The sequence below is a fragment of the Aeromonas sp. CU5 genome (assembly GCF_002586745.1).
GTDB classification, from domain to species: Bacteria; Pseudomonadota; Gammaproteobacteria; order Enterobacterales; family Aeromonadaceae; genus Aeromonas; species Aeromonas sobria.
The window spans coordinates 1,173,612-1,197,154 of sequence record NZ_CP023817.1 but is presented as its reverse complement, the minus strand read 5'-3'; the positions used below and the strand labels follow the sequence as shown (position 1 = coordinate 1,197,154).

Below are 23,543 nucleotides of genomic sequence, written 5' to 3'. Positions count from 1 at the left end.
TTTGACTTTTTACGTCAGCATCAACAAAACCATATGTCATTCATGCATTTATGATGGTGTTACTTCTGCTGTATAAAACAGGTACATCATCGCGCAGATATATGTCATAAGATTTGGCTAACGACTCTTGCTTATCATCATCACTACCATACGGCACCAACAAGATGTGCCATCAAGATTTCATAGCAAGGCTAAACCACCACAGCCGCCATTATATGGAGCCGATAGAACAAAACTTGTTAATACGCACGAGTATTTTGATTTTTTGCGAAAAAACAAACGGCCATTCAATGTTTAGTTATAACCATTTTGTCTTGTCAAAATAAACAAAGTTAAATCAGTAAGTTATGGCTATCTTGCTTGCTACCAAATGGCGCCATTCGCCATTTAACAAGAATCCCGCACATTGAGTCAAAAAACCCTCTCATTTATAGCTTAGTGTTGAATATAGAAATCAATCCCTATTAAAACATTGAAGATAATGCACCTATATGACGCTATCTGATGATCGAACGACCAACGGGCATACTAAAAATGCAGCCCCCCTTTTCTCTGCTCGCAAAGAGTCATGGCACTATAAGCAACTCATATTTCCGCTGCTCACCGGAGTCACTTGTCTTATCTTTGGTATAGCTGCCATCTCAATGCAACAGATCCATGATCTGACTATGCAGTCACAACGCTCTGCACAGCACACTATTGAACTGTTAGACAACGCCATTGACTACTCGAGTCAAACCAACGAAAAAATCATTTCGTTAAATGACAAAAGCTGTTCGGATATAAGCAAGACGCTAAAAAAATATGTTGCATCCACACCATATGTCCGCACCCTTAATTTAGTTAAAGACAACTTCCTGTATTGCACCTCATTCTCTGGTGATACATTTATTTATAGCCCTGGCAATTACACATTAAAACTTGTCACTGGCACCCCAATCATGCCAACCAGAGGTGGATTGATCGTCAGAAACAATATCGCGAAAAGTGCAGCACTCAGTGTCATTGATGGGTTATATTTAAAAATATTATTCGGCATGGCAAAATACAATAATGACCTATATATGAAGGTAGGAGATATCTGGGTTGACTCAAATGGCATGTTAATGAAGCGTGCGCCGGTGCTAGAAAAAACGGGTGGCTATACTATTGAATCGGAAAAATACCCCTATATTGTCTACTCTGGCTATGTCAATGTTGACCGTACGGCAACTCTTTTTATGAAAAAGCCTATTTTGGCTGGGTTTGTCATTATGCTATCCCTTCTCGCGACCATTTATACCTGGTTTATGGTGCGCAAGCCAAAATCGCTCTTGTCTGAGTTGTCACGGGCACTGAAAAACAATGAACTGGTGCCCTATTTGCAACCCTTGATAGATAGCCAATCTGGACGCATGCTTGGTGCAGAAGTGCTGGTGCGCTGGCAACATCCTGAACTCGGGATGATCCCTCCTGACGCCTTTATTTCTATCGCGGAAGAGTCGCACTTGATCGCACCTATCACCACCAGCTTGATGCAGCAGGTAGCGAAAAAGATGCAACCATACGCCTCCCAGCTGCCGGATAACTTTCATTTTGGTTTTAATATCAGTGCACAACAATGTTCGGACGACACATTAATTGCTGACTGTCTTTCATTTATTGACAGTTTTCCATCCAGCAATAGCATTTTGCTATTGGAACTGACCGAACGCGTGTTATTGGAAGATACCGATGCCAATCAGGCATTCTTCCATACAATAAAGAAGATGGGCATCCCATTGGCACTGGATGATTTTGGTACAGGTCAATCCAGCCTGGCGTATATTCAGCAATTCAACTTTGATTTTCTGAAAATTGATCAGCGTTTCGTCTCTATGATCAACTCTGATTCCGTCTCGGCGCCCATTCTCGACATGCTGATTACCCTCAGCAAATCACTGAATATGCGACTTGTCGCAGAAGGGATAGAAACTGAAGCACAGCGCGACTACTTGCGCTCACAAGGGGTAGATCTGTTGCAGGGATACTTGTTCAGTCGCCCGATCCCCATCGAGCAGTTCATCGCAGAGTGGCTTCCTTAACGCCAAACTGTTATCTCTCACTACATGCAGGATTTTTAGCTGCAACCGATTGAAATAGATATGAAAAAGCTTCGTTTGTGACCTGATTTTATCGCCAAACAAAACTGCCACGCACGAAGCCATGGCTGGTGCCAACCACTATCTCACTCAACTCCTCTCTCCCGCAGAGCTCGAACGCATCGCTCACAGCTCTGCTTTTACCTGCGAAAATGAGCCACTTCGATCACGTTGCAGATAGTGACGAAGGTACTTCACCCACTACAAATCCTCAGATCGCAGGCCATGACGGGTCACCCCGAACACCAAGAAAAAGCCCGTGTCATCACTCACATCACACGGGCCGGATACACGCCGCCAGATCCTCAGCTCTGCACGGCAATCTCGTACTTCTTTATCTTGCGATAGAGGGTAGCAATCCCAATCCCCAGTGCCTGGGCGGCCAGTTTTTTGTTACCCAGCCGCTGCAGAGTCTCTTCAATCATCTGTTTCTCCATGCTCTCAAGGCCACTCTCACCCGGAACGGGTTCAGGCAGCTTCTCCGGCATCTCCGCGAGCGTTGCTGTAGTAGGCACATTGAATGCAGCATCCAGATTGGTTAGCGGGATCGACTGGGCCATCACGGGATGGGGCTCTTGATTGCGGATGATATTGGGGGGCAGCAGGCTAGCGTCAATCACCTCGCCCGCCTGACTGACGTTGACCAGATATTCGATGAGGTTGCTGAGCTCGCGCACGTTGCCCGGCCAGCGATACCCCTTGAGCAATGCCATTACCTCGGGCGCCAGACCGGGATAAACAATGCCGATCCGGCTGGTGTGGAGGTTGAGGAAGTAGTGGGTTAGCAGCTCCACGTCCCCTTCCCGCTCCCGCAGCGGCGGCAGGTTGAGCGGGATAACGTTGATGCGATAAAACAGGTCTTCACGAAACTTCCCTTCGGCGATGCACTGCTCAAGATGCTGATGGGTGGCGGCAATGATGCGAATATCCACCGGCACCGGTCGGCTGGCCCCGATGGGGGTCACCTCCCGCAGTTCCAGCACCCGCAGCAGCTTGGCCTGCATGGTGAGTGGCATATCGCCAATCTCGTCGAGGAACAGGGTGCCCTGATGAGCAGCCTGAATAAGGCCCTGCTTGCCGCCACTGGAGGCGCCGGTAAACGATCCCTTGACGTAGCCAAACAGCTCGCTCTCCAGCAGTTGTTCAGGAATGGCGGCGCAGTTGATGGCGATGAATGGCTTGTCCTGACGCGGGCTCAAGCGATGGACGGCGCGGGCTACCACCTCTTTACCGGTGCCGCTCTCGCCGCAAATAAGCACGCTGGAGGGACTCAGGGCGATGCGGTGCAGCAATCGCTTGAGGGTGCGGATCGGCTTGCTCTCGCCGATGAGCTGATCAATCCGCGTATCCGGATCAGGCTCAGGAACCAGACCGGAGTGGGACTGGTGAAAGGCCATCAGAAAGAGCTGCTGGCCTTGCACATGGTGCAACTGGCCGATGATCAGCTCCTGACGATCTTCAAAGGTGATGATGTGCTGCAGATGGCCGCTCAGCCCCTGCTGGGAGAAGGTGAGCGAACGGATCCCCAGCTCGCGCCCCTGCAGTTGCTCCTGCTGGCAACCAAGATGATGGAGCGCCGCCTCGTTGGCGTAGAGCAGCTGACTCTTGTCATCGAGCAGCAGGCAACCCTGATCCATGTTGGTCATCAGATTGAGGAACACCTTGTTGACCCCGTCCGACAGCCCGCGCGAATCGAGTAGCTTGGCCACGAAGATGGCCGAGATATGGCGCACATAGTCGCACACATCCTGCAAATTGTTGTTAAGGCGGGCCTGCTGCTCGGCGTTGAACGCCACCAGACTGATCACCCCGATGCAGCGCTCGTCCACCATGATCGGCACTCCGAGGAAAGCGCGCTCACGGCAGCTCTCCTTGCAGGTACAACCGTCACACACCGGATCATCGCTGGTATGGGTAACGATCTTCTCCCGCTGGTTATCAATCACATAGCGCAGCAGGCGGGAATCCCCCTCCAGCTGACGACCGAAGAACTTTCCATAGGGCCCGGTGCCAGCCACCCGCACCATATCGGCATCCACAATCTCGACCTCAAGCTGCAGCACACTCGCCAGCATCTTGGCAAAACGCAAGATGGTCGGCTGGATCTGCATCAACAAACATTGGTTGCTCACGGAGCTCATCCATCATTCCTTTTCTTATTGAGCTCCCTCTAAGGGGAGTCATGCTGGCCAGATACTAAGGGATATCAGGAGCAACTACTTCGGGGGGGATCACGAAAAGGGAAAATCACCCGCATTTACTACGGGTTAAGATGTGGGAATAAAACCAATGAAAACAGGGCAATAGAAGATAATTTCAAATCTATAGTGGCAAATGGAGCGCTAGCCAGACCGCCAGCGGGATCACCAGCACCGAGAGGGCATTGCCGCCAAGCACGATACTGGCCACCTTATCCGGCTGACAGTGGTACTGCTCACAGAGCATGTAATTAAGCACGGCTGGCGGCAGCGAGACCGACAACATCAACAGCGGGATCCACTCTGTCTTGAGCGGCAACAACCAGATCGCCAGCAGCAGCGACAATCCACCCGCCAGCAGATAGAGCAGGTTGCACTTGAGTGCAAGACCAAGGTGATCGAGCTTCCCTTCCATCAGGCGAATGCCTAACGCAAACAGCATCAAGGGCACCGAGATCTGGCCAAGCAAGGAGGCCGTGGTCACCACATACTCCGGCAGCGTGATATGCAGGTTGGCCACCAGCAAACCGGCCAGCGCGGCCCACAGCACCGGACTGCGCAACCAGAGCCAGCGGGAGGTGTTGGCCGAGAGGATAAACATGCCGACCGAGAAGTGGAGCAGGTTGGAGAGCACAAACAGGATCACGATGGCCCCGAGCTGCTGCTCACCAAAGGCAAGCACCATCAGGGGAATACCGAGGTTGCCGGTATTGCGGAACATGGCGGGCAGGATCAGCGCCGCCCGCTCAATCCCCTTGAACCTGAGCAGGGAAAGCAGCAGACCGGGTAACAGAATAACCAGCGCCCCCGCCGCAATCAGCGGCAGATGAGCCCCCAGCGCCAGTGGATACTTGACCAGCGCGGAGAAGACCAGCGCCGGGGTAAACAACTCGATATTGGCCAGATTGACGTAACCGAGCGCAGCCCCCGGTCGCCATCGCCCATACAGTGCCCCGAGCATCACGACCCCGAACACCGGAATGACGATATTGAGCAGGGCGCTGAACATGACCAGACTCCGTTATAGCTCGTGAGCCGGCTTGCCCATCAGCACGACCGGATCAAGCGTCACATCCAGTGTGCCATTGCTGACCCACAGTTGGCCTTCAGAGATGGTGCAGGTCAGGTGCATGGTGCGCTCAACCATGGCGGTCAACGGCAAGGTCTGGCTATCTGACAGCTCGATGATGCTGAGGTTGTCGTGCTGGCTCAGTTTGCCCTGGTTCTGCTTCCACCAGACGGCTGTACCACGGCCGCCGTAGAGATAGAGCACCACGTGACGGGACCGGTTGCAGGCCTTTTTGAGGCGCTTCTCATCGGGCTGCCCCAGCTCGATCCAAAGTTCAATTTCGTCGGTGTAATTCTTGTGCCAGAGCTCGGGCTCATCATCAGCACTCAGCCCTTTGGTAAACTCCAGTCGTTCGGCCGCATGCCAGGCAAAGGCAGCGAGACGGATCATCATCCGCTCATCGGTTTCGGAAGGGTGGCGGGCCAGCGTGAGCGAAAAATCCTGATACACATTGCGGTCCATATCAGACAAGCTGATTTGGGCCTTGAATACGGTAGCCTTGAGCGCCATAGATAACCTTGAACACCTGAGTAAAAACGTGTGAATGGAAAATACGGCCGCCAGTGTAATCAAAATAGCGGTCAGGTTCGACCATCTCAGCCAAAGTTTCCCCTACCTCAGCGCAGATAAGTGCTTTAAAAGACTCAAAAAACAAATGCCAGTCCGAAGACTGGCATTTGGCGGTCATGAGAAGCGACTCACTTCTCGGCGGACTGCACCCCGAACGCATTGAGCAGCACACAGCAGGTTACTGCCACCGCCACAAATCCGCTCAGAAAGATAAAGGGCATCACCCCATATCCCAGTACTGTCCAGATGGTGTGTTCAAGAAAACTCATTTTCTGTCCTTCATCCGGTGAAAGGTGTGTTCCTTCTGGCGGATATTGGCTCCGCTCTTGATGCCACTATTTGAACTCAATAAGCGGTTGGGTCCTATGCCACCAAAGTGATAAATGCAGGGTTCATTTGCGCTGGATCAACGTTTTGCCCTCTCTTTGCACCATTCAATCCATTATCCATGCTTGCCAAAGATGACCCGCCGTGTCCCCTTTCAGGCTCGCCGCCATCTGGCAGATGCATGCGACCCCGGGGATAGTTCGATACACATAAAAAAATCCGACACCCATTACTGGGTGTCGGATTTTCACACATCACAAGGCTCGTTCAATGGCGCCTTACCTGCTCGGCATTAGCCGAGATGGCACCCCTTTCTGTATTCAGGCGGCAGTGATGATCAGTTGCAGCAGCGTCCTTTCACCAGATTACCTATGGCTACCACGGTAAACACCAACAGGTAGGCGGCAAAGATGATCACGAGCCACTGGGGCATGGAGAGCGTCAAGAATTGCCAGGTCACTTCAGCGCAATCCCCTTGTGGCATAAACAACCAGGGGATCCACTGATCAAGCGGTGCCCAACTCGGAAAGTCGGCATAAGGGCTGCACACATTAAAGGGTGAGGGATTAACCTGATAATCCACATGCTGTAGCGCCAGCTGCAGGCCACGGAATGCGCTATAGCCCCAAAGCAGCAGGGCACTCCAGCGAACATACCACTTCTCTGGCGCCACCATGCCGAGCAGACCTGCCGCCAGCACACCCAGTGTTGCCAGCCGCTCGTACACGCACATCACGCAAGGATGCAAGCCTAATACATGCTGGAAGAAGAGGGCGCACAGCTCAAGGAACAGGGCGGAGGCTGCCAGCAGACCCCAGGCCAGTCGATTGGCTGCTAAACGGCGGAGAAACTCGATCATCTGATTGATCTCACAGAAAAAATAGTGGCTGAATTAGAGCAGAGCATGACCGAAAAGAAAAGGGCCCCAACGGTGCATCAAGGTCAACCCCCGGGATCGGCGGCCAGGGGGTTGTCATCAGTAAAAAGGGCCCTGAGGGCCCTTGAGCTGTGTTGCATGGGATTAATGAAGCGCTGGCTGCACCGCTGGCAGGGCACTTTCCATCACCAGCCATCCGTGCTGATAGAACCACTCGGTGGTTGGGGCGAGCAGCAATTCAACGGCGAAGAACCCGACCACCCCCAGTACCAAGGTGTAGGGCAGAGCCATCCAGACCATGCGGCCATAGGAGAGGCGCAGCAGCGGTGCCAGTGCCGAGGTGAGCATGAACAGGAAAGCAGCTTGGCCATTGGGGGTGGCGACGGAGGGCAAGTTGGTACCTGTATTAATGGCGACCGCCAGCAGATCGAACTGGGCGCGATCGATGGCACCATTGAGCAGCGCGGTTTTCACTTCGTTGATATAGACGGTGCCGACGAAGACGTTGTCACTGACCATGGAGAGCAGACCGTTCGCCACATAGAAGAGCGCCAATTGTTGATCCCGCTCGGCCGACAGGACCCAGTGGATCACCGGTTTGAATAACTGTTGATCGATAATGACTGCCACTATGCTAAAAAACACCGCCAACAGCGCCGTAAAGGGGAGAGCCTCTTCAAAGGCCTTACCCAAGGCATGCTCTTCGGTAATACCTGTGAGCGAGGTCGCCAGCACTATCACTGATAAACCAATCAAACCCACGGCGGCAAGATGGAGCGCCAGACCGACGATCAGCCAGACCGCGATCAAGGCTTGTACCATCAACTTGGCTTTGTCTTGCGGTGTGCGCTTGGCATTCTCATGGCGGTTGTACTCCTCCATGATCTTGCGTACCGAGTCGGGCAATTTGGCGCCATAGCCGAACCACTGCATCTTCTCCACCAGTACGCAGGTCAGCAGGCCACAAATAAAGACAGGCACAGAAACGGGGGCCATGCGAATGGCAAACTCACCAAAGTGCCAACCAGCCTGTTCGCCGATGATCAGGTTTTGCGGCTCACCGACCAGGGTGCAGACGCCACCCAGTGCGGTACCAACGGCAGCATGCATCATCAGACTGCGCAGAAAGGCACGAAATTGTTCGAGGGTCTGATACTGATCCTCTTCCACCTCTTGGTCATGGGTGTGGTCATGTTCATGACCAAAACCCTTGCCGGATGACACCCTGTGGTAGATGGCGTAGAAGCCGGTCGCGACGCTGATCACCACGGCAATGACCGTCAGGGCATCAAGGAAGGCTGACAGAAAGGCAGATACCAGACAGAAGGAGAGGGAGAGCAGGATTTTTGAACGAACCCCGACCAGCAGCTTGGTAAAGACATAAAGCAGCAACTGCTTCATGAAGTAGATGCCAGCCACCATGAAGACCAGCAGCAGTAGCACTTCAATGTTAGCCACCAGTTCATGTTTGACTTGCTCTGCCGAGGTCATGCCGATCAGCACGGCTTCAATCGCCAGCAGGCCACCGGGTTGCAAAGGGTAACATTTCAGGGCCATGGCCAGAGTGAAGATAAATTCAACAACCAGTAGCCAGCCGGCCATGAAAGGATCGAGGTGAAAAGCGATCGGATTGATTAGCAGAAATAGCAAAATGGCGTTTTTATACCACTGTGGTGCATTGCCCAAGAAGTTCTTGGCGAATGCCTGCCCTAGGCTTATTGGCATGATGATGGGTCTCAACTCTGTTGTTAGGATCTGCTTCTATGCAGTGAAGGATAGTGTCGCCTGTTCCGCTCGATATTGGCTTTTATCTATCTGATTCCTCGTGATTTTAATCAAAAAAGGGGCTGTTTATAAATAATAGTGGATGAATATTTCTTCATGTGGTTGTTTTGCGACCACCGCAGGGCGGGGTCATCTGGCTTCTGTTATGGGATAAACAGCACTGCCATCACACTATATTTGGCATATGTGAGCAGAGGACTGACCTTATACTTGCCACACTTCCTTGCTTTGATATGATTCAGCCGCCTTTTTGCGTACTACAACAGAGTTAATCCATGGTCATAAAAGCGCAGAGCCCAGCAGGGTTTGCCGAGGAATACATCATCGAGTCCATCTGGAACAATCGCTTTCCTCCCGGATCAATTCTGCCCGCCGAGCGTGAATTATCCGAGTTGATCGGGGTGACTCGCACTACGTTGCGTGAAGTGTTGCAGCGGTTGGCCCGTGATGGCTGGTTGACCATCCAGCATGGCAAACCAACCAAGGTAAACAATTTTTGGGAAACCTCTGGTCTCAATATTCTGGAGACCCTTGCCCGTCTGGATCAAGACAAGGTACCTGAGCTGGTCGCACAGTTGCTCTCTGCTCGTACCCATATCTGCACTATCTTCATTCGGGGTGCGATCCGTCATAACCCGGAGCAGGCAGCAGAGATCCTGCGTGGTGCCGGCTCGGTTGATAAAAACGCGCAAGCCTATGCCGAGTTCGATTATCGTCTGCATCACCAGCTGGCATTTGCTTCCGGTAACCCGATCTACGCCTTGATCCTCAACGGTTTCAAGGGATTGTATAGCCGGGTAGGCAGTTACTACTTCTCTGACAAGCAGACCAGAGAAACCGCGGACGCCTATTATAAGGCTCTACTGAATCTGGCAGAGACCAAAGATCACGATGCCGTGTTTATGACAGTACGTCAGTACGGTATCGAATCTGGCAAGCTGTGGACCCGCTTGCGGCAGGATATGCCCAGTGATTTGTGTGACAACTGATCCTGCGCTCTCCTAATCGAGGAGGAGGCGGGATCACTCCCGCCTCCTCTTACACACCTCCCCTTGCCGGGTGTAGAGGATTAGCACCTTTAAGTCACCGGTTGCTCACCACAACAGCTGTACAGAGTGACAAAAGCCCATAAAACAATGCCAGTCAGGCTTAACTGACTGGCATTGTTTTATGGGTTCACTCTTGCTATATCGCGGTGGTTTGGCAGGAACAGCGCCTCGAAACACGGCTCACTTGGGCCAATGCACCCCTAGCTGTTCGCCGTAACCCGTCTGACGCTGGAATCCGTCGAGCCGTCCCTTGACCTTGTTCAGCTCGCCACTGCCCGCCGCCCACGCAGCATAGCGCAGCGCCTGACAATCCCCATGGCCCGGTAACGCCGCAATCGCACCGCCCACCTGATTGGCCCCCTGCAGCACCATCTCCTTGAAGCGGGATTCGTAGTCAAACATGCTGGAAAGCAACCGTCCCCAGCGCTGACGGGCAGGATCGTTACTGTCCGTGCTCTGACGCCAGCGGGGCAGCAACACGGTAGCGTTGGTGGTCACCGTCACCCGATTGAGCTGGCAGCGCCCCGGCAACTGCTCGGTATCCAGCTGCCAATCCACCTGATAACTCGCCTTACCGAGCACAGGTTTGCCATTCACCTTGGGGGCACTCTGGGCGATCGCACGGGCAAGCTGATCAGGGCTGGTTGCATTGACCTCATAAAAACGGACATTGATGCGGGACTCTGGCACCACTTGCGGTCGGCTCGGCTGAGCCTGACTCATCAGGGGCAACAGCAACAACCCGACCCCCACTACTCCATAAACCTTGCTGACCATGCCAGACTACCTTCCTTGATTGCACGGGCGGAGTACCAACCTTGGTGAAACCCACCGCCACACAGATGACGGGTATAGCCTATGTGTGACGACAAGGCGGCGCAATACCATGATGCGCCCAGAAATCAGAGCACGCTCACAGGTTGCGTGAGCAGAGTATGGCACAAGGCCAAAACTGTATTTTTATTGAGCATGACGGCTGATGCGCTGCCAATCGAGGTGGTAGTTTTTCACATTGATGTCATGACCATCTATCTGAATAAAATGATCATTTTTAAGACGGTTGGCAAAAAAGTCCTGATCTGCGCCCTCGTTGAGCCACAGCTCGCAAAGACCCCGTTTTCCCTCTTTGGCATAGAATCGCGGAGTGACCAGCAGCGCGACCCCATCTACGCGGATGGCGTGACGGGCCAGGCAGTTTGCTTCGGTGGTTTTGGATGCCAACGCAGCAAAACGGGGTGTGTTCCCCTCGGCTACAACCACTACGCCGTAAGAGTGGGGCGCCATGAGACGCCGCATGGCGACCGCCTGATGAGGACCGGTTTGATGAAAACCGTCATTGGTCACCGCAAACACGCAAGTAGGTGAAAATAGCAGCGCAAGCAGAAAAAGGCAGCGTTTAACGCCTGTAACATCACCAATCGCCATATAAAAGCCTCAAAAGACAACCAAGGCTGGCAAGGGTAGGTAGCCAAACCCGCTGGGTAAAGGGCCTTTACCTTTCTTTAATGCTGTTCACGGGGTTAAACGTTGATTTAGCTCACACAACATCCGGTTGCCAGTCGCCAGTCTACCCCTATCGGAATAGACTCCCCCCACTCTCATCCAATCAGAAGGCAACGTATGCTGGAACTCATCGTTGGCACCCTGGTCACCCTGGTGGTGGGCCGTGCCATTTTCAAAGGATACTCCGCGACCGGGGTGCTGCTGAGCGGCGGCTTGCTGCTGCTGGTCATCACCGCCATGATGGGCAAGCCGGTACTGCCGAGCAAGGTGGTCAGCACCGGTTACATCGCGACCGATATCTTCGAATACATCCGCTTCCTGCTCAATGACCGTGGCGGTGGACTTGGGATGCTGATCATGGTGCTGTGCGGCTTCGCCGGCTACATGAGCCATATCGGCGCCAACACCATTCTGGTCAAGCTGGCCAGCAAACCGCTCGGCATCATCAAGTCCCCCTACATCCTGCTGGTTGCCGCCTATCTGGTTGCCTGTGCCATGTCGCTGGCGGTGAGCTCTGCCACTGGCCTCGGCGTGCTGTTGATGGCCACCCTGTTCCCGCTGATGGTCAACATGGGGATCTCCCGTGGCGCGGCTGCGGCAGTGTGCGCCTCGCCAGCCGCCATCATTCTGGCACCGACCTCCGGTGACGTGGTGATGGCTGCCCAAGCCGCCAACATGCCGCTGCTGGATTTTGCCTTCAAGCTGACCCTGCCCATCTCGCTGATTGCCATCGCCTGCATGGCAGTGACTCACTTCTTCTGGCAGCGCTATCTGGATCAGAAGTCTGGCGAGCACAATGAGCCGGTCGCCCCGGGTGATCTGGTCACCACAGCCCCCGCCTTCTACGCCATCCTGCCGTTTACCCCCATCATCGGGGTGCTGGTATTTGACGGTAAATGGGGCCCGCAACTGGATATCGTCACCATCATAGTGATGTGCATGGTGCTGGCCAGCCTGCTGGAGCTTGTCCGCATCCGCAACGGCAAGGAGCTGCTCGACGGGCTGCAGGTCTGCTGGCGTCACATGGCGGATGCCTTTGCCGGTGTGGTCATGCTGCTGGTCGGTGCCGGTGTCTTCGCTCAGGGTCTGATGACCATCGGCTTTATCGACACCTTGCTGACCCACGCCCAGGATCTCGGCTCGGGCGGCATGATCATGATGCTGTCACTGGTGGTGATCACCACCCTGGCCGCCTTCACCACCGGCTCGGGCAACGCCCCCTTCTACGCCTTCGTGGAGCTGATCCCCAACCTGGCCAGCAGCCTTGGCATCAACCCGGCCTATCTGGTGATCCCGATGCTGCAAGCCTCCAACCTGGGTCGCACCATTTCGCCGGTCTCCGGTGTGGTGGTCGCCTGTGCGGGGATGGGCAAACTTTCGCCGTTCGAGGTGGTTAAACGTACCTCCCTGCCGGTGGGCGTCGGCCTGCTGGTGGTGATCATTGCCACCCAGATCATGGTGCCCGCCTGATCGCTGACCAGCCCGGCACCCTGCCGGGCTGGTATCCTCCCCCCCTTTGCAGTAGACTCGGTGCTCATTTTCCCCCTAAGGAGGACCGAGATGAGTATTACGGTTCAACTTGCCCATTTCAGTGATTGCCACTCCCACTTCGATGGCGCGCCGATGAGCTTCTCCCCTGTCGGTGAAGAGCAGTGGCGTACCCAGTGCGGCGGTTATGCCCGGATCCTGACCCGACTGACCCAACTGCGCGCCAAAGCTGCAGCGGCCGGCCAGCGTTTTCTGTTTCTGCACGGTGGTGACTCCTTTCAGGGCTCTCTCTATTTCAACCGCTTCAAAGGGCGCGCCAACGCCGACCTGCTCGCCATGCTGGCCCCCGATGCCATGGTGCTCGGCAACCACGAGTTCGATCTGGGCAACGGCCCGTTGGTGGAGTTCTTGCGCCAGCTCGATTTTCCGGTACTGGCTGCCAATCTGGATAACAGCCAGGAGCCAGCCGACACGCCGCTGGGGCTGTGGGATATCCCCCACCTCTACGACGCTCATCAGCCCTGGCATCGCCGGCTGATCGACGGGGTTCCCTTTGCGCTGCTCGGCATCACCCTCGCCCAGATGGCTGCCATCGCCAACCCGGATCCCCACACCCGTTTCCACGCAGTGGCCGACACCCTCACCCGGGTGCTGCGGGAGATCAAGAGCGAAGGGATCCAGCATATCGTGCTGCTGAGCCACCTCGGGCTGGATCAGGACAAGCTGCTGGCCGAGCGTTTCCCCGAACTCAGCCTCATCATCGGCGGCCATACCCACAGCCTGCTGGGGGATCTCACGCCCCTCGGTCTGCCAAGCGAAGGCAGCTATCCGCTGATGAACAACGGGGTGGCCATTCTGCACGCCGGCCACAGTGCCCTCTGTCTCGGCGTATGCGAGCTCACCTTCGATGAGGCGGGCCGCGTCGTGCAGAGTCAGGGCCAGCTGGAGTGGCTCCCCTGGCAGCCCTGGCCGTTCGCCGCCACGCCGCCCGCTGGGCTTACCTTCTGCGAGCCGGACCCACAGCTTGAACAACATCTGGCCAAACGCTATCGGCCGGAAATTGAAACCATGAGTCAGCGCATCGTCACCCGACTGGAGGCACCGTTGCCCCATCAGCGGCTGCCGGATGCCAACCTGCCCCACGGCAGCCAACTCGCCCCGCTGGTGGCCCACGCCATGCTGACCGCCGCCCGCGAACAGGTGGGCGAGGTAGACTTTGCCCTGCACAACGCCGGTGGCGTGCGCTGCTCGCTGGAGCCGGGCCCCTTGAGCGAAGCGGATATCGCCGGTCGCCTGCTGCCGTTTGCCATTCCGCTGACCCTCTATCGGGTGCACGGTCACGAGCTGGCGGAAGCGCTGGAGAATGCTATCGACAACGCCACCAACAACGGCGTGATCGGTAATGGCAACGGCAGCTTCCCCTACACCGCGGGGGTGCGCTTCACCTATCAGGCCGATCGGCCCAAGGGTCAGCGCATCACCCGGCTGGAGTGGGAAGCCTCCCCCGGCCAGTGGCAAGCGGTCAATGCCGAGCAGATCTATCGCGGGGTATCCAGTGCCTATACCGCCTCCGGCAAGGAGGGTTACACCGCGCTGGCACGTACCCTGACCCAGCACAATCAGGAGCTCGGTATCACCCTGGCCGACGCCTTTATCCGCTGGGCTCGTCATCTGCCCACGCTGGAAGCACAGCCGCCCCTGATTGAGTACATCGGCTGATGTAGGAGGTGGATGGCTGTTGCCACATGCCCCTGACGGCCAATATTGCCGCAGCAAGCGCCCGGTTCCCTTCAAGAACCGGGCTTTTTCGACAATTTTTGCCCCACACGGGCCCGCCCCATTGCATCGCACTCACTAGCTCGGCAAGATAGGCCCGCTTTCAAGACCAGCTGCAGGAACAGGCGACTTCATGAATCACTCCATCCGTTTCACCCCTCCTCGCGTCAACCCGGGCATCAAGCCAGCCATCGTGCTGCTGACCGCCCTGCTGGCGCTGCTCTTCTGTCTGCGCAACCCGCTCTTCCATGCCATGGCGCCGGGCTTTGATGCCTCGCTGTTCGCGGTGATGGGCAAGATGTGGAGCGAAGGGGGTGTGCTCTATCGCGACATGATCGACATCAAGGGGCCGATGATCTTCGCCCTTGATGCAGTGGGGTATGGTCTGGGGGGATTTGTCGGGATCTGGGCGCTGGAGTGGGTGCTCTGCTGGCTCGGACTGCTGGCCAGCTGGCAAGCCTTTGCCCAGCTCGGTCTTTCGTTCAAGGCGCGCCTCGGCGCCATGCTGGCGGTGCTGGCCCTCTACGGCACCCGTTACTACTACGGCAACATGACCGAGGACTGGACCTTCCACCTCGCGCTCATCGCCCAGTGGGCCTTTATCACCCTGCTGCTGGACAAGGGATTTCGCTGGTGGCCCGCGCTGGTGGCAGCCCTCACCTTTGCCATCGTCGCCTGGATGCGCACCAACAACGGCGCCTTCTGGGGCGCCTGGTATCTGGTGCTGTTCTGCCACTGGTGTCTGCACGAGAAGTGGCGTGACGCCATTCTGCTGCTCATCTCCAGCCTGCTGGGGCTGGCACTGATTGGCGGCCCGCTTTATGCCTACTTCCAGCAGCATGATATGCTGGCGGCCTTCAAATACTACGCCTTCGACATCTTCTTCGAAGGGAGCTACGGCAACGGCTTCTCCCCCATGGTGGGTGCGGTGGGCCTGCTGCGCACCGGCCTCATCATGCTGCTGCCCGCCTTCATCATTCTGATGCTGAGCCGCCGTCAGGAGTGGTATCTGCCCGCCCTGCTGGCGACCCTGTTTGGCGTGCTGTTTACCCTGATCGCCAACTCGGTCTCCGGCCATGTGTTCGATCACTACGACGTGCTCTATCTGCAACTGGCGGTGCTACCGCTGGCGGTATTGCTGGATCGCAGCGAACAGCAGGCAGATGCCATCGGCCTGCTCTGCATCTCGCTGGTCGTGCTCACCGCCAGCTGGCTGCTGGCCCAGCAACTCGCCTTTGGCTGGAGCACCAAGGAGTGGTCCCTCGAGCGGGTCAACGAGGTGCTCGGCACCAGCCTGCTGTGGGCGCTGCCGGTGCTGATCCTCATCCCCCTCTGGCGGGCCTGGGATGTGCGCAGTGCCACCCCCTGGCTGGCGACGCTGGCCATGCTGCTGCTGATGATCAACAACGCTTGGGAAGGGACCCTCAAAGGGCGCCCCTTCAATCCGGCCGCGCAGGTACGGATCGATCGCATCAAGGCCGAAACCACCCCGAGCGACAAGATCTGGGTCGATGGCATCCAACCGCAATATTATCTCTGGACCGATCGCCAGCCAGCGTCCGCCTACCTCTTCTTTGCCAACGTCAATCCGCCCTATGACGTGCGCGAGCGAGTGCTGGCCGATCTCCAGCGCCAGACTCCCAAGTTCATCATCGCCAAGCAGGATCGGGTGAGCGAGGAGCTTAAAAAACCCAGCTCCCCCTCCCATCTCGCCTTCTATCAATACCTGACCAGCCACTATGAAGAGGTGGAGCCGGGTCTCTATCGCCGACGCTGATAAGCTCGGGATAAATCTGGGAAACGGGCATCCTGATCAAACTGCGAGATCAGCCACAGGATGCCAATACCCTGCACGCTCAGCGGCAACGCTGGTCATCGCCAATGCCCCCGTCATGCTGCGCTTGGTACATGACGCATCTGGGACATCGAGCACCTAGGACATAGCGCACCCAGTGCATGCCCACGCACCTTAACCCCCGCCCCTGTTTCAGGTTAAGATAACGACCATTGTTTCCCCCTCGGCGACCCGCCGCGGCAGACCACAGGTACGCCATTGAACCGATTTACCCCATCCAGTGCGGCGAACGGCCGCGAGCAGCAGGTCTTTACCGTCACCCGCCTCAACAGCGCCGTGCGCATGATCCTGGAGCAAGATCTGGGGCTGGTGTGGCTGACTGGCGAGCTCTCCAATCTGGCGATGCCAAGCTCCGGCCACTGGTACTTCTCCCTCAAGGACATGTCAGCGCAGGTGCGCTGCGCCATGTTCAAGGGCAACAACCGGCGGGTGTCCTTCCGCCCGCAGGATGGCATGCAGGTGCTGGTGCAGGCGCGGGTCTCTCTCTATGAGCCGCGCGGCGACTACCAGCTGATCATCGAATCGATGCAGCCCGCAGGCGACGGCGTGTTAGCGCTGCGTTTTGAAGAGCTCAAGCGCCGTCTCGGCGCCGAGGGGTTGTTTGACGAGAGCCGCAAACGGCCGCTGCCCCGCGAACCGCGGGCAGTGGGTCTCATCACCTCCGCCACCGGCGCGGCTTTGCACGATATGCTGACGGTACTGAAACGGCGCGCACCGGATCTGCCGGTCTTTATCTACCCGACCCAGGTGCAAGGGAGCGCCGCCATCAGCCAGATCGTCGCGGCGATCGCCAAAGCGAACCAGCGCGCCGAGGTGGATGTGCTGATCGTCGGGCGCGGCGGCGGCTCGCTCGAAGATCTCTGGTGCTTTAACGAAGAGGCGGTGGCGCGCGCCATTGCCCACTCCGCCATCCCCGTTATCAGCGCGGTGGGCCACGAGGTGGATGTCACCATCAGCGACTTTGCCGCCGACTTGCGCGCCCCTACCCCGTCGGCCGCCGCCGAGCTGGTGGCGCCAGACAATCAGGCCCGCATCCAGCGCCTCGCCCACCTCAAACAGCGACTGCTGCAGGCGATGAGCCGCCAGCAAACCGCCGCCCGCCACGATTTCATCCTGCTGCAAAAGCGGCTAGACCATCAGGATCCGAAACGGCGACTGGAGCAACAGTCCCAGCGCCTCGACGAACTCTCCACCCGTTTGCAGCAGCTATTGCGCCAGCGGTTGCATCAGGGAGAGCGGCGGCTCGCCAATCTAGAACTGCGCCTGCAGGGCAAGAGCCCGGAGCGATTGCTTGCCGCCGGCAAGCGCCGCCACCAGCTGGCCGAGGAGCGGCTTCATGCCCTGATTGCCAAGCGCCAAGACCTTGCTAGCCACCGCCTCGCCATGCTCACCGCTCGCCTCGACGGGGTGAGCCCGCTTGCCACCTTGGGGCGCGGTTACTCCATCACCCGCACCGCGCGTGGTGAAGTGATAAGCTGCGCCGATCAGGTCAACAGTGGCGACCAGCTCCTCACCACCCTGGCGCAAGGGAGCCTGCAGGTGCGGGTCGAGGGGATCGTCAAGGAGTCCGCGCCGTAACCGATAAAAGCCATTAAAGCGGCATCGTTTCCCAAATCGATGCCGCTTTAATGGAACTCGGAGCCGGTGATCTGATCCTCCCCCCTTCAAATCTGCATCATGGGAAAATCGCTTCCCCCCATCACCAACTGGCCTCAATACAACAGTCTCTGATTAACCGTGGCGCACTCACCTTCTGGATAGATGCCGATGCCATGAACAACTGGTTTCACCACGACCATCACCGAAGCCGCTGTCGTAGCCAGCGCTACGCAGACCATCTGATGTTCAGAGGAATTTTTTGCCTCACTCTGCGAGCCACTACAAGCCAAGAAATATGGCCGTGCTGGTGAAGCGCAAAGAAGGGAGGGAGCGAAACAGGAGGCTCCTGCATATTCCGGCACGCCGAGGAAAAGGGATGCATGGCTTATCTGGGGCAGCACGGGAAAAGCAAGATTGGAAACGCGGCTACTCCGCTGGGCAGGCACAATGGTGGCAGACAATATAGTTCGCGATTGCCCGCATCGGGTCATCTTGCGACCTGCCTCAATGTCGTTGATGACCCTCGATACTCAGGGCGCCACGACTTGATTCCTTTTGCTCACCCCCTATTTGGAGTAGATCATGGATCCCTCAACCCCGTTAAGTCTGACGACCCGTTTGCTGCACTGGTCGGTCGCCTTGCTGATAATCGCCTTGACCCTGCTGGGTTATCTGATGGTGAAATTTGAAATATGGGGTCTCTACGCCCTGCATAAACCTCTGGGGGTCATTGCACTGGTCTTGATCCTGCCACGCGCCATGATCCGCCTTGGCAAAGGGTGGCCAGCGCCGGTGCGCCAATATCCCGTGTACGAGGCGTTGGCAGCCAGGGCGATCCACTGGGGATTGCTTATTTCAACCCTGCTGATCCCGATTTCCGGTCTCTGTTATTCTGCGGCGGCTGGACGAGGTGTTGCGATATTTGGCTGGTTTATTATTCCGATGAATCCAGATCTCAATGATCCAGACAATGTGATCCCATACAGTGAGTCCATCAGGGATATTGCTCACACCCTTCATGTCTATTTGCCATATATCATGCTGGCATTGTTGCTGGTGCATATTGTCGGGGCGTTAAAACATCACCTACTGGATAGAGATAACACCTTGCTGCGGATGGTCGGTCGAAAATCATAAAAAATGGTAATCCCTGTTGCGGCTGGAAATATCCATTGGTAGAGCTTCACCTCTATTTTTCAGAGGCCTGAATTGGGATCCCCACCTTTCAGACAGAGCACCCGTCACTGCTATCAATGAGCAACATATCGATTTCCCCGATCGAGAACAGCGAGTCAGAGACGACATCAAGCCCTCACTGTTAAACGTAAATTTTCACGCAAACGATTGAACGCAAAAAAGTATCGGTAATGGCGTATTTTTACATTTTTTGCACAAGTGACAGACCTTGGCGTGCGCCGTGACTGTCGATTGATGGGTTATGGGGAGATGGCGGCAGCGCTGATGGCACAGGCTTGCCAGACCGTTGATCTGGTTGATGATGTGCCTGACGGCAAATGCACAGCCCGTATCACGGAACCACCACTGAACCCAAAAAATGCCACGGATCACCGGTCAGAGGTGCTTTGGTGGTATGACCACCTGAAGGTGGTCGTTTTATGGTCAAATTACGGGTTGAAAATGTGATCTGAGCACAGTCATCCAGCCGCGATAGCAAGCTGCATCTGAGTGGCCTGGATCTGTGCCAACCCAGCGCAGTTGGGGCGATGGTGCCATGCCGATGGCCGGGGATGTGATGGCGTAGACCTCGGGGCGGGACACGTTTAGCGGATGCCTGCTGACGATGTCAATGTTGTATAAAACAGCAGCTGCTTCACTCTTTTGCATCAAAACGGCCATTTCAGGAGGGATAATCTTGGGTTTTTAGCCTGTTGGCGACCTAAAGGGCGGCTAGACCATAAAAAATCAAAAAAACTTCTTTACCAACACCCGATCGGTCAGTAAACTTCGTCGGCAATATTTTACACCCCCACTTCCTCAACGGTGAGATATTGCCATGCTCAGGATTACCAAAGAAGCGTTGACCTTCGATGATGTATTGTTGGTTCCCGCCCACTCCGATGTTCTTCCCAATACTGCCGATCTGCGTACCCAGCTGACCTCCTCTATCAGCTTGAATATCCCTATGATTTCCGCTGCCATGGACACAGTGACCGATGCCCGTCTGGCTATCGCACTGGCCCAGGAAGGCGGTATCGGCTTTATCCACAAGAACATGTCCATCGAGCAGCAGGCTGCCGAAGTGCGCAAGGTCAAGAAGTACGAGAGTGGCGTGGTCTCTGACCCCGTCACCGTACGCCCTGACATGACCATCGCCCAGGTCAAGGAGCTGAGCCACAAGAACGGCTTCGCCGGTTACCCTGTGGTGACCGAAGGCAACTTGCTGGTCGGTATCATCACCGGCCGTGACGTGCGCTTCGTGATTGATCTCTCCCAGACCGTCGAACAGATCATGACCCAGAAAGATCGCCTGGTCACCGTGCGTGAAGGAGCCCCTCGCGAAGAGGTGGTTGCCCTGATGCAAAAGCACCGTATCGAAAAAGTGCTGGTGGTGAACGCCGACTTCAAACTCAAGGGCATGATCACCGTTAAAGACTTCCAGAAAGCCGAGCGCAAGCCGCACGCCTGTAAAGACGACAAGGGTCGTCTGCGGGTGGGTGCTGCTGTGGGTGCTGGTGCAGGTAACGAAGAGCGCGTTGCTGCGCTGGTGGAAGCCGGTGTGGATGTGCTGCTGATTGACTCCTCTCATGGCCACTCCCAGGGCGTGCTGGACCGCATCAAGGCAACCCGCGATGCCTATCCTGAGCTGCAGATCATCGGTGGCAACGTCGCCACGGCCTCTGGCGCACTTGCGCTGGTCGCGGCTGGCGTCAATGCGGTCAAGGTCGGTATCGGCCCGGGCTCCATCTGTACTACCCGTATCGTCACCGGTGTGGGTGTGCCGCAGATCACCGCAATCTCCGATGCCGTTGAAGCGTTGGAAGGCACCGGTATTCCGGTGATTGCCGATGGTGGCATCCGTTTCTCTGGTGACGTGGCCAAGGCCATCGCCGCTGGCGCCAGCTGCGTCATGGTGGGCTCCATGTTTGCCGGTACTGAAGAAGCGCCGGGCGAAATCGAGCTCTATCAGGGTCGCTCCTTCAAATCCTACCGTGGCATGGGCTCCCTGGGCGCCATGTCCAAGGGCTCCAGCGACCGCTACTTCCAGACCGATAACGCCGCTGACAAGCTGGTGCCGGAAGGGATCGAAGGTCGCGTGCCGTACAAGGGCCGCCTCAAAGAGATCATCCACCAGCAGATGGGCGGCCTGCGCTCCTCCATGGGTTTGACCGGCTGTGCCACCATCGACGACATGCGCACCAAGGCTGAGTTCGTGCGCATCTCCGGCGCCGGGATGAAAGAGTCCCACGTCCACGATGTGACCATTACCAAAGAAGCCCCCAACTATCGGATGGGCTGATCAAGACGGGGCTACGGCCCCGTTTTGTCACCGTTTTTATCCCCGTGATTTTTGTTAAACATCCGCCTGATGCAGGAATAACATGATTAAAAATATTCACGAACACCGTATCCTTATCCTGGATTTCGGTTCTCAGTACACCCAGCTTATCGCCCGCCGTGTCCGTGAAATCGGCGTTTACTGCGAGCTGTGGGCTTGGGATGTCACTGAAGCGCAGATCCGCGAATTCAATCCCAACGGCATCATCCTCTCCGGCGGCCCGGAATCCGTGACCGAAGCGGGCAGCCCGCGCGCCCCCGAGTATGTGTTCAACGCCGGTGTACCGGTATTTGGCATCTGCTACGGCATGCAGACCATGGCCGAGCAGCTGGGTGGCAAGGTGCAATCCTCCACCGAGCGTGAATTCGGTTACGCCAAGGTGGAAGTGCTGGGCGACTCTGGCAAGACCAGCGCCCTGCTGCGCAACATCGAAGATGCCATCGCTGACAACGGCAACGCCCTGCTGGATGTGTGGATGAGCCACGGTGACAAGGTCACCGACATTCCGGCTGACTTCGCCACCATCGCCAGCACCCCGACCTGCCCCCATGCGGCCATGGCCAATGAAGCCAAGCGTTTCTACGGCGTGCAGTTCCACCCGGAAGTGACCCACACCCGTCAGGGTGCCCGCATGCTGGAGCACTTCGTCAAAGATATCTGCGGTTGTGAATGCCTCTGGACCCCGGCCACCATCATCGACGATGCCGTTGCCCGCATCCGCGAGCAGGTGGGTGACGATGAGGTGATCCTCGGCCTCTCCGGTGGTGTCGACTCCTCCGTGGTCGCCATGCTGGTGCATCGTGCCATCGGTGATCGCCTCACCTGTGTGTTCGTTGACAACGGTCTGCTGCGCCTGAACGAAGGTGAGCAGGTGATGGAGATGTTCGGTGATCACTTCGGTCTCAACATCATCAAGGTTGCCGCTGAAGAGCGCTTCCTCTCTGCCCTGGCTGGTGAAGCCGAGCCGGAAGCCAAGCGCAAGATCATCGGTCGCGTGTTCGTGGAAGTGTTCGACGACGAAGCCAAGAAGCTGAAAAATGCCCGCTGGCTGGCACAAGGCACCATCTACCCGGATGTGATCGAATCTGCCGCCAGTGCCACCGGCAAGGCCCACGTCATCAAGTCTCACCACAACGTCGGCGGCCTGCCGGCAGAGATGAAGATGGGTCTGGTCGAGCCGTTGCGCGAGCTGTTCAAAGATGAAGTGCGCCGCGTTGGTCTGGAGCTGGGCCTGCCCTACGACATGCTCTACCGTCATCCGTTCCCGGGCCCGGGTCTGGGTGTTCGCGTGCTCGGTGAAGTGAAGAAAGAGTACTGCGATATCCTGCGCCGTGCCGATGCCGTCTTCATCGAAGAGCTGCGCAAGGCCGACCTGTACAATCAGGTCAGCCAGGCATTTGCGGTGTTCCTGCCGGTGCGCTCCGTTGGCGTGATGGGCGATGGCCGCAAATATGACTGGGTGATTGCCCTGCGCGCCGTTGAGACCATCGACTTTATGACCGCTCACTGGGCCCATCTGCCCTATGACTTCCTCGGTCATGTGTCAAACCGCATCATCAACGAGATCAGCGGTATCTCTCGCGTGGTGTACGACATCTCCGGCAAGCCACCCGCTACCATCGAGTGGGAATAAGCCTCTTAATCTGATCCAGGTCAGTTAAGAACATGTGAGTCCCCCAAGCGGGATCAGGGCTCAACAGTGAGGGAGGCATTATGCCTCCCTCTTTTTATTGGTAACCCGTTTACTTTTTATGGGCGCAAGCAGGATGCTACCGCCATAATGAGCCGCCACAAGCGTGATCCCTCGCTG

18 protein-coding genes and 1 pseudogene are annotated in these 23,543 nt (G+C 56.5%); 10 read left to right on the top strand and 9 right to left on the bottom strand.

Going from position 1 to position 23,543, the window contains the following annotated elements:
* The first annotated feature begins 491 nt into the window (after positions 1-491).
* Entirely contained in the window at positions 492-2,063 is a 1,572-nt protein-coding gene (locus CK911_RS05355; RefSeq protein WP_052443848.1) for an EAL domain-containing protein, read from the top strand.
* Positions 2,064-2,425: 362 nt separating this feature from the next.
* On the opposite strand, the gene CK911_RS05350 is transcribed toward CK911_RS05355, so the two are convergent.
* The 7 genes from CK911_RS05350 to nhaB form a co-directional block, all read right to left on the bottom strand.
* A complete protein-coding gene (locus tag CK911_RS05350; RefSeq protein ID WP_098969244.1) occupies positions 2,426-4,261 on the bottom strand; it encodes a sigma 54-interacting transcriptional regulator in 1,836 nt (611 codons plus the stop codon).
* A gap of 181 nt (positions 4,262-4,442) precedes the next feature.
* On the bottom strand, positions 4,443-5,327 hold the full coding sequence (locus CK911_RS05345; RefSeq protein WP_098969243.1) for an AEC family transporter: 885 nt from the start codon (positions 5,325-5,327) through the stop codon (positions 4,443-4,445).
* Between the two features lie 12 nt (positions 5,328-5,339).
* Entirely contained in the window at positions 5,340-5,897 is a 558-nt protein-coding gene (locus CK911_RS05340) for a YaeQ family protein (protein ID WP_042022489.1), read from the bottom strand.
* Positions 5,851-6,075: a hypothetical protein gene (locus CK911_RS21110; protein WP_157774529.1), complete on the bottom strand. Its 225-nt coding sequence runs from the start codon at positions 6,073-6,075 to the stop codon at positions 5,851-5,853. Before CK911_RS21110 ends, CK911_RS05340 begins: the two co-directional genes overlap by 47 nt.
* A gap of 10 nt (positions 6,076-6,085) precedes the next feature.
* A complete protein-coding gene (locus CK911_RS05335; RefSeq protein ID WP_068978465.1) occupies positions 6,086-6,226 on the bottom strand; it encodes a TIGR02808 family protein in 141 nt (46 codons plus the stop codon).
* 395 nt (positions 6,227-6,621) lie between these two features.
* A complete protein-coding gene (gene dsbB, locus CK911_RS05330; RefSeq protein WP_042022488.1) occupies positions 6,622-7,143 on the bottom strand; it encodes a disulfide bond formation protein DsbB in 522 nt (173 codons plus the stop codon).
* 162 nt (positions 7,144-7,305) lie between these two features.
* Positions 7,306-8,886, bottom strand: a complete 1,581-nt coding sequence (nhaB, locus tag CK911_RS05325; RefSeq protein WP_098969242.1) for a Na(+)/H(+) antiporter NhaB — start codon at positions 8,884-8,886, stop codon at positions 7,306-7,308.
* A 335-nt stretch (positions 8,887-9,221) separates the two neighbouring features.
* Here nhaB and fadR point away from each other — a divergent pair, with 335 nt between their 5' ends.
* Positions 9,222-9,935, top strand: a complete 714-nt coding sequence (fadR, locus tag CK911_RS05320; protein ID WP_042022486.1) for a fatty acid metabolism transcriptional regulator FadR — start codon at positions 9,222-9,224, stop codon at positions 9,933-9,935.
* Positions 9,936-10,175: 240 nt separating this feature from the next.
* Here the strand turns inward: fadR and CK911_RS05315 are convergent, their stop codons facing one another.
* Positions 10,176-10,772 (bottom strand): DUF922 domain-containing protein, encoded by a 597-nt coding sequence (locus CK911_RS05315; protein WP_098969241.1) that lies wholly within the window; start codon positions 10,770-10,772, stop codon positions 10,176-10,178.
* Between the two features lie 183 nt (positions 10,773-10,955).
* Positions 10,956-11,420 (bottom strand): hypothetical protein, encoded by a 465-nt coding sequence (locus tag CK911_RS05310; RefSeq protein ID WP_098969240.1) that lies wholly within the window; start codon positions 11,418-11,420, stop codon positions 10,956-10,958.
* Between the two features lie 195 nt (positions 11,421-11,615).
* Here CK911_RS05310 and dcuC point away from each other — a divergent pair, with 195 nt between their 5' ends.
* The 8 genes and pseudogenes from dcuC (at position 11,616) to guaA (ending at position 23,366) form a co-directional block, all read left to right on the top strand.
* Positions 11,616-12,968 (top strand): anaerobic C4-dicarboxylate transporter DcuC, encoded by a 1,353-nt coding sequence (gene dcuC / locus CK911_RS05305; protein ID WP_098969239.1) that lies wholly within the window; start codon positions 11,616-11,618, stop codon positions 12,966-12,968.
* A gap of 90 nt (positions 12,969-13,058) precedes the next feature.
* Entirely contained in the window at positions 13,059-14,705 is a 1,647-nt protein-coding gene (locus tag CK911_RS05300) for a bifunctional UDP-sugar hydrolase/5'-nucleotidase (protein ID WP_098969238.1), read from the top strand.
* 190 nt (positions 14,706-14,895) lie between these two features.
* A complete protein-coding gene (locus CK911_RS05295; RefSeq protein ID WP_098969237.1) occupies positions 14,896-16,539 on the top strand; it encodes a hypothetical protein in 1,644 nt (547 codons plus the stop codon).
* A 276-nt stretch (positions 16,540-16,815) separates the two neighbouring features.
* Positions 16,816-18,195 carry an exodeoxyribonuclease VII large subunit gene (xseA, locus tag CK911_RS05290; protein WP_098969236.1) on the top strand — a complete coding sequence of 460 codons (1,380 nt, stop codon included), beginning with the start codon at positions 16,816-16,818 and terminating at the stop codon, positions 18,193-18,195.
* 99 nt (positions 18,196-18,294) lie between these two features.
* Positions 18,295-18,497, top strand: a pseudogene (locus tag CK911_RS05285) (transposase); the annotation flags it as partial.
* Positions 18,498-18,798: 301 nt separating this feature from the next.
* The gene (locus CK911_RS05280) at positions 18,799-19,353 is read left to right on the top strand and encodes a cytochrome b (protein WP_098969235.1); all 555 of its coding nucleotides are present in this window, start codon (positions 18,799-18,801) and stop codon (positions 19,351-19,353) included.
* Between the two features lie 877 nt (positions 19,354-20,230).
* Positions 20,231-21,694, top strand: a complete 1,464-nt coding sequence (guaB, locus tag CK911_RS05275; RefSeq protein WP_042022475.1) for an IMP dehydrogenase — start codon at positions 20,231-20,233, stop codon at positions 21,692-21,694.
* Positions 21,695-21,776: 82 nt separating this feature from the next.
* Positions 21,777-23,366 (top strand): glutamine-hydrolyzing GMP synthase, encoded by a 1,590-nt coding sequence (guaA, locus tag CK911_RS05270; protein ID WP_098969234.1) that lies wholly within the window; start codon positions 21,777-21,779, stop codon positions 23,364-23,366.
* Positions 23,367-23,543: the final 177 nt, after the last annotated feature.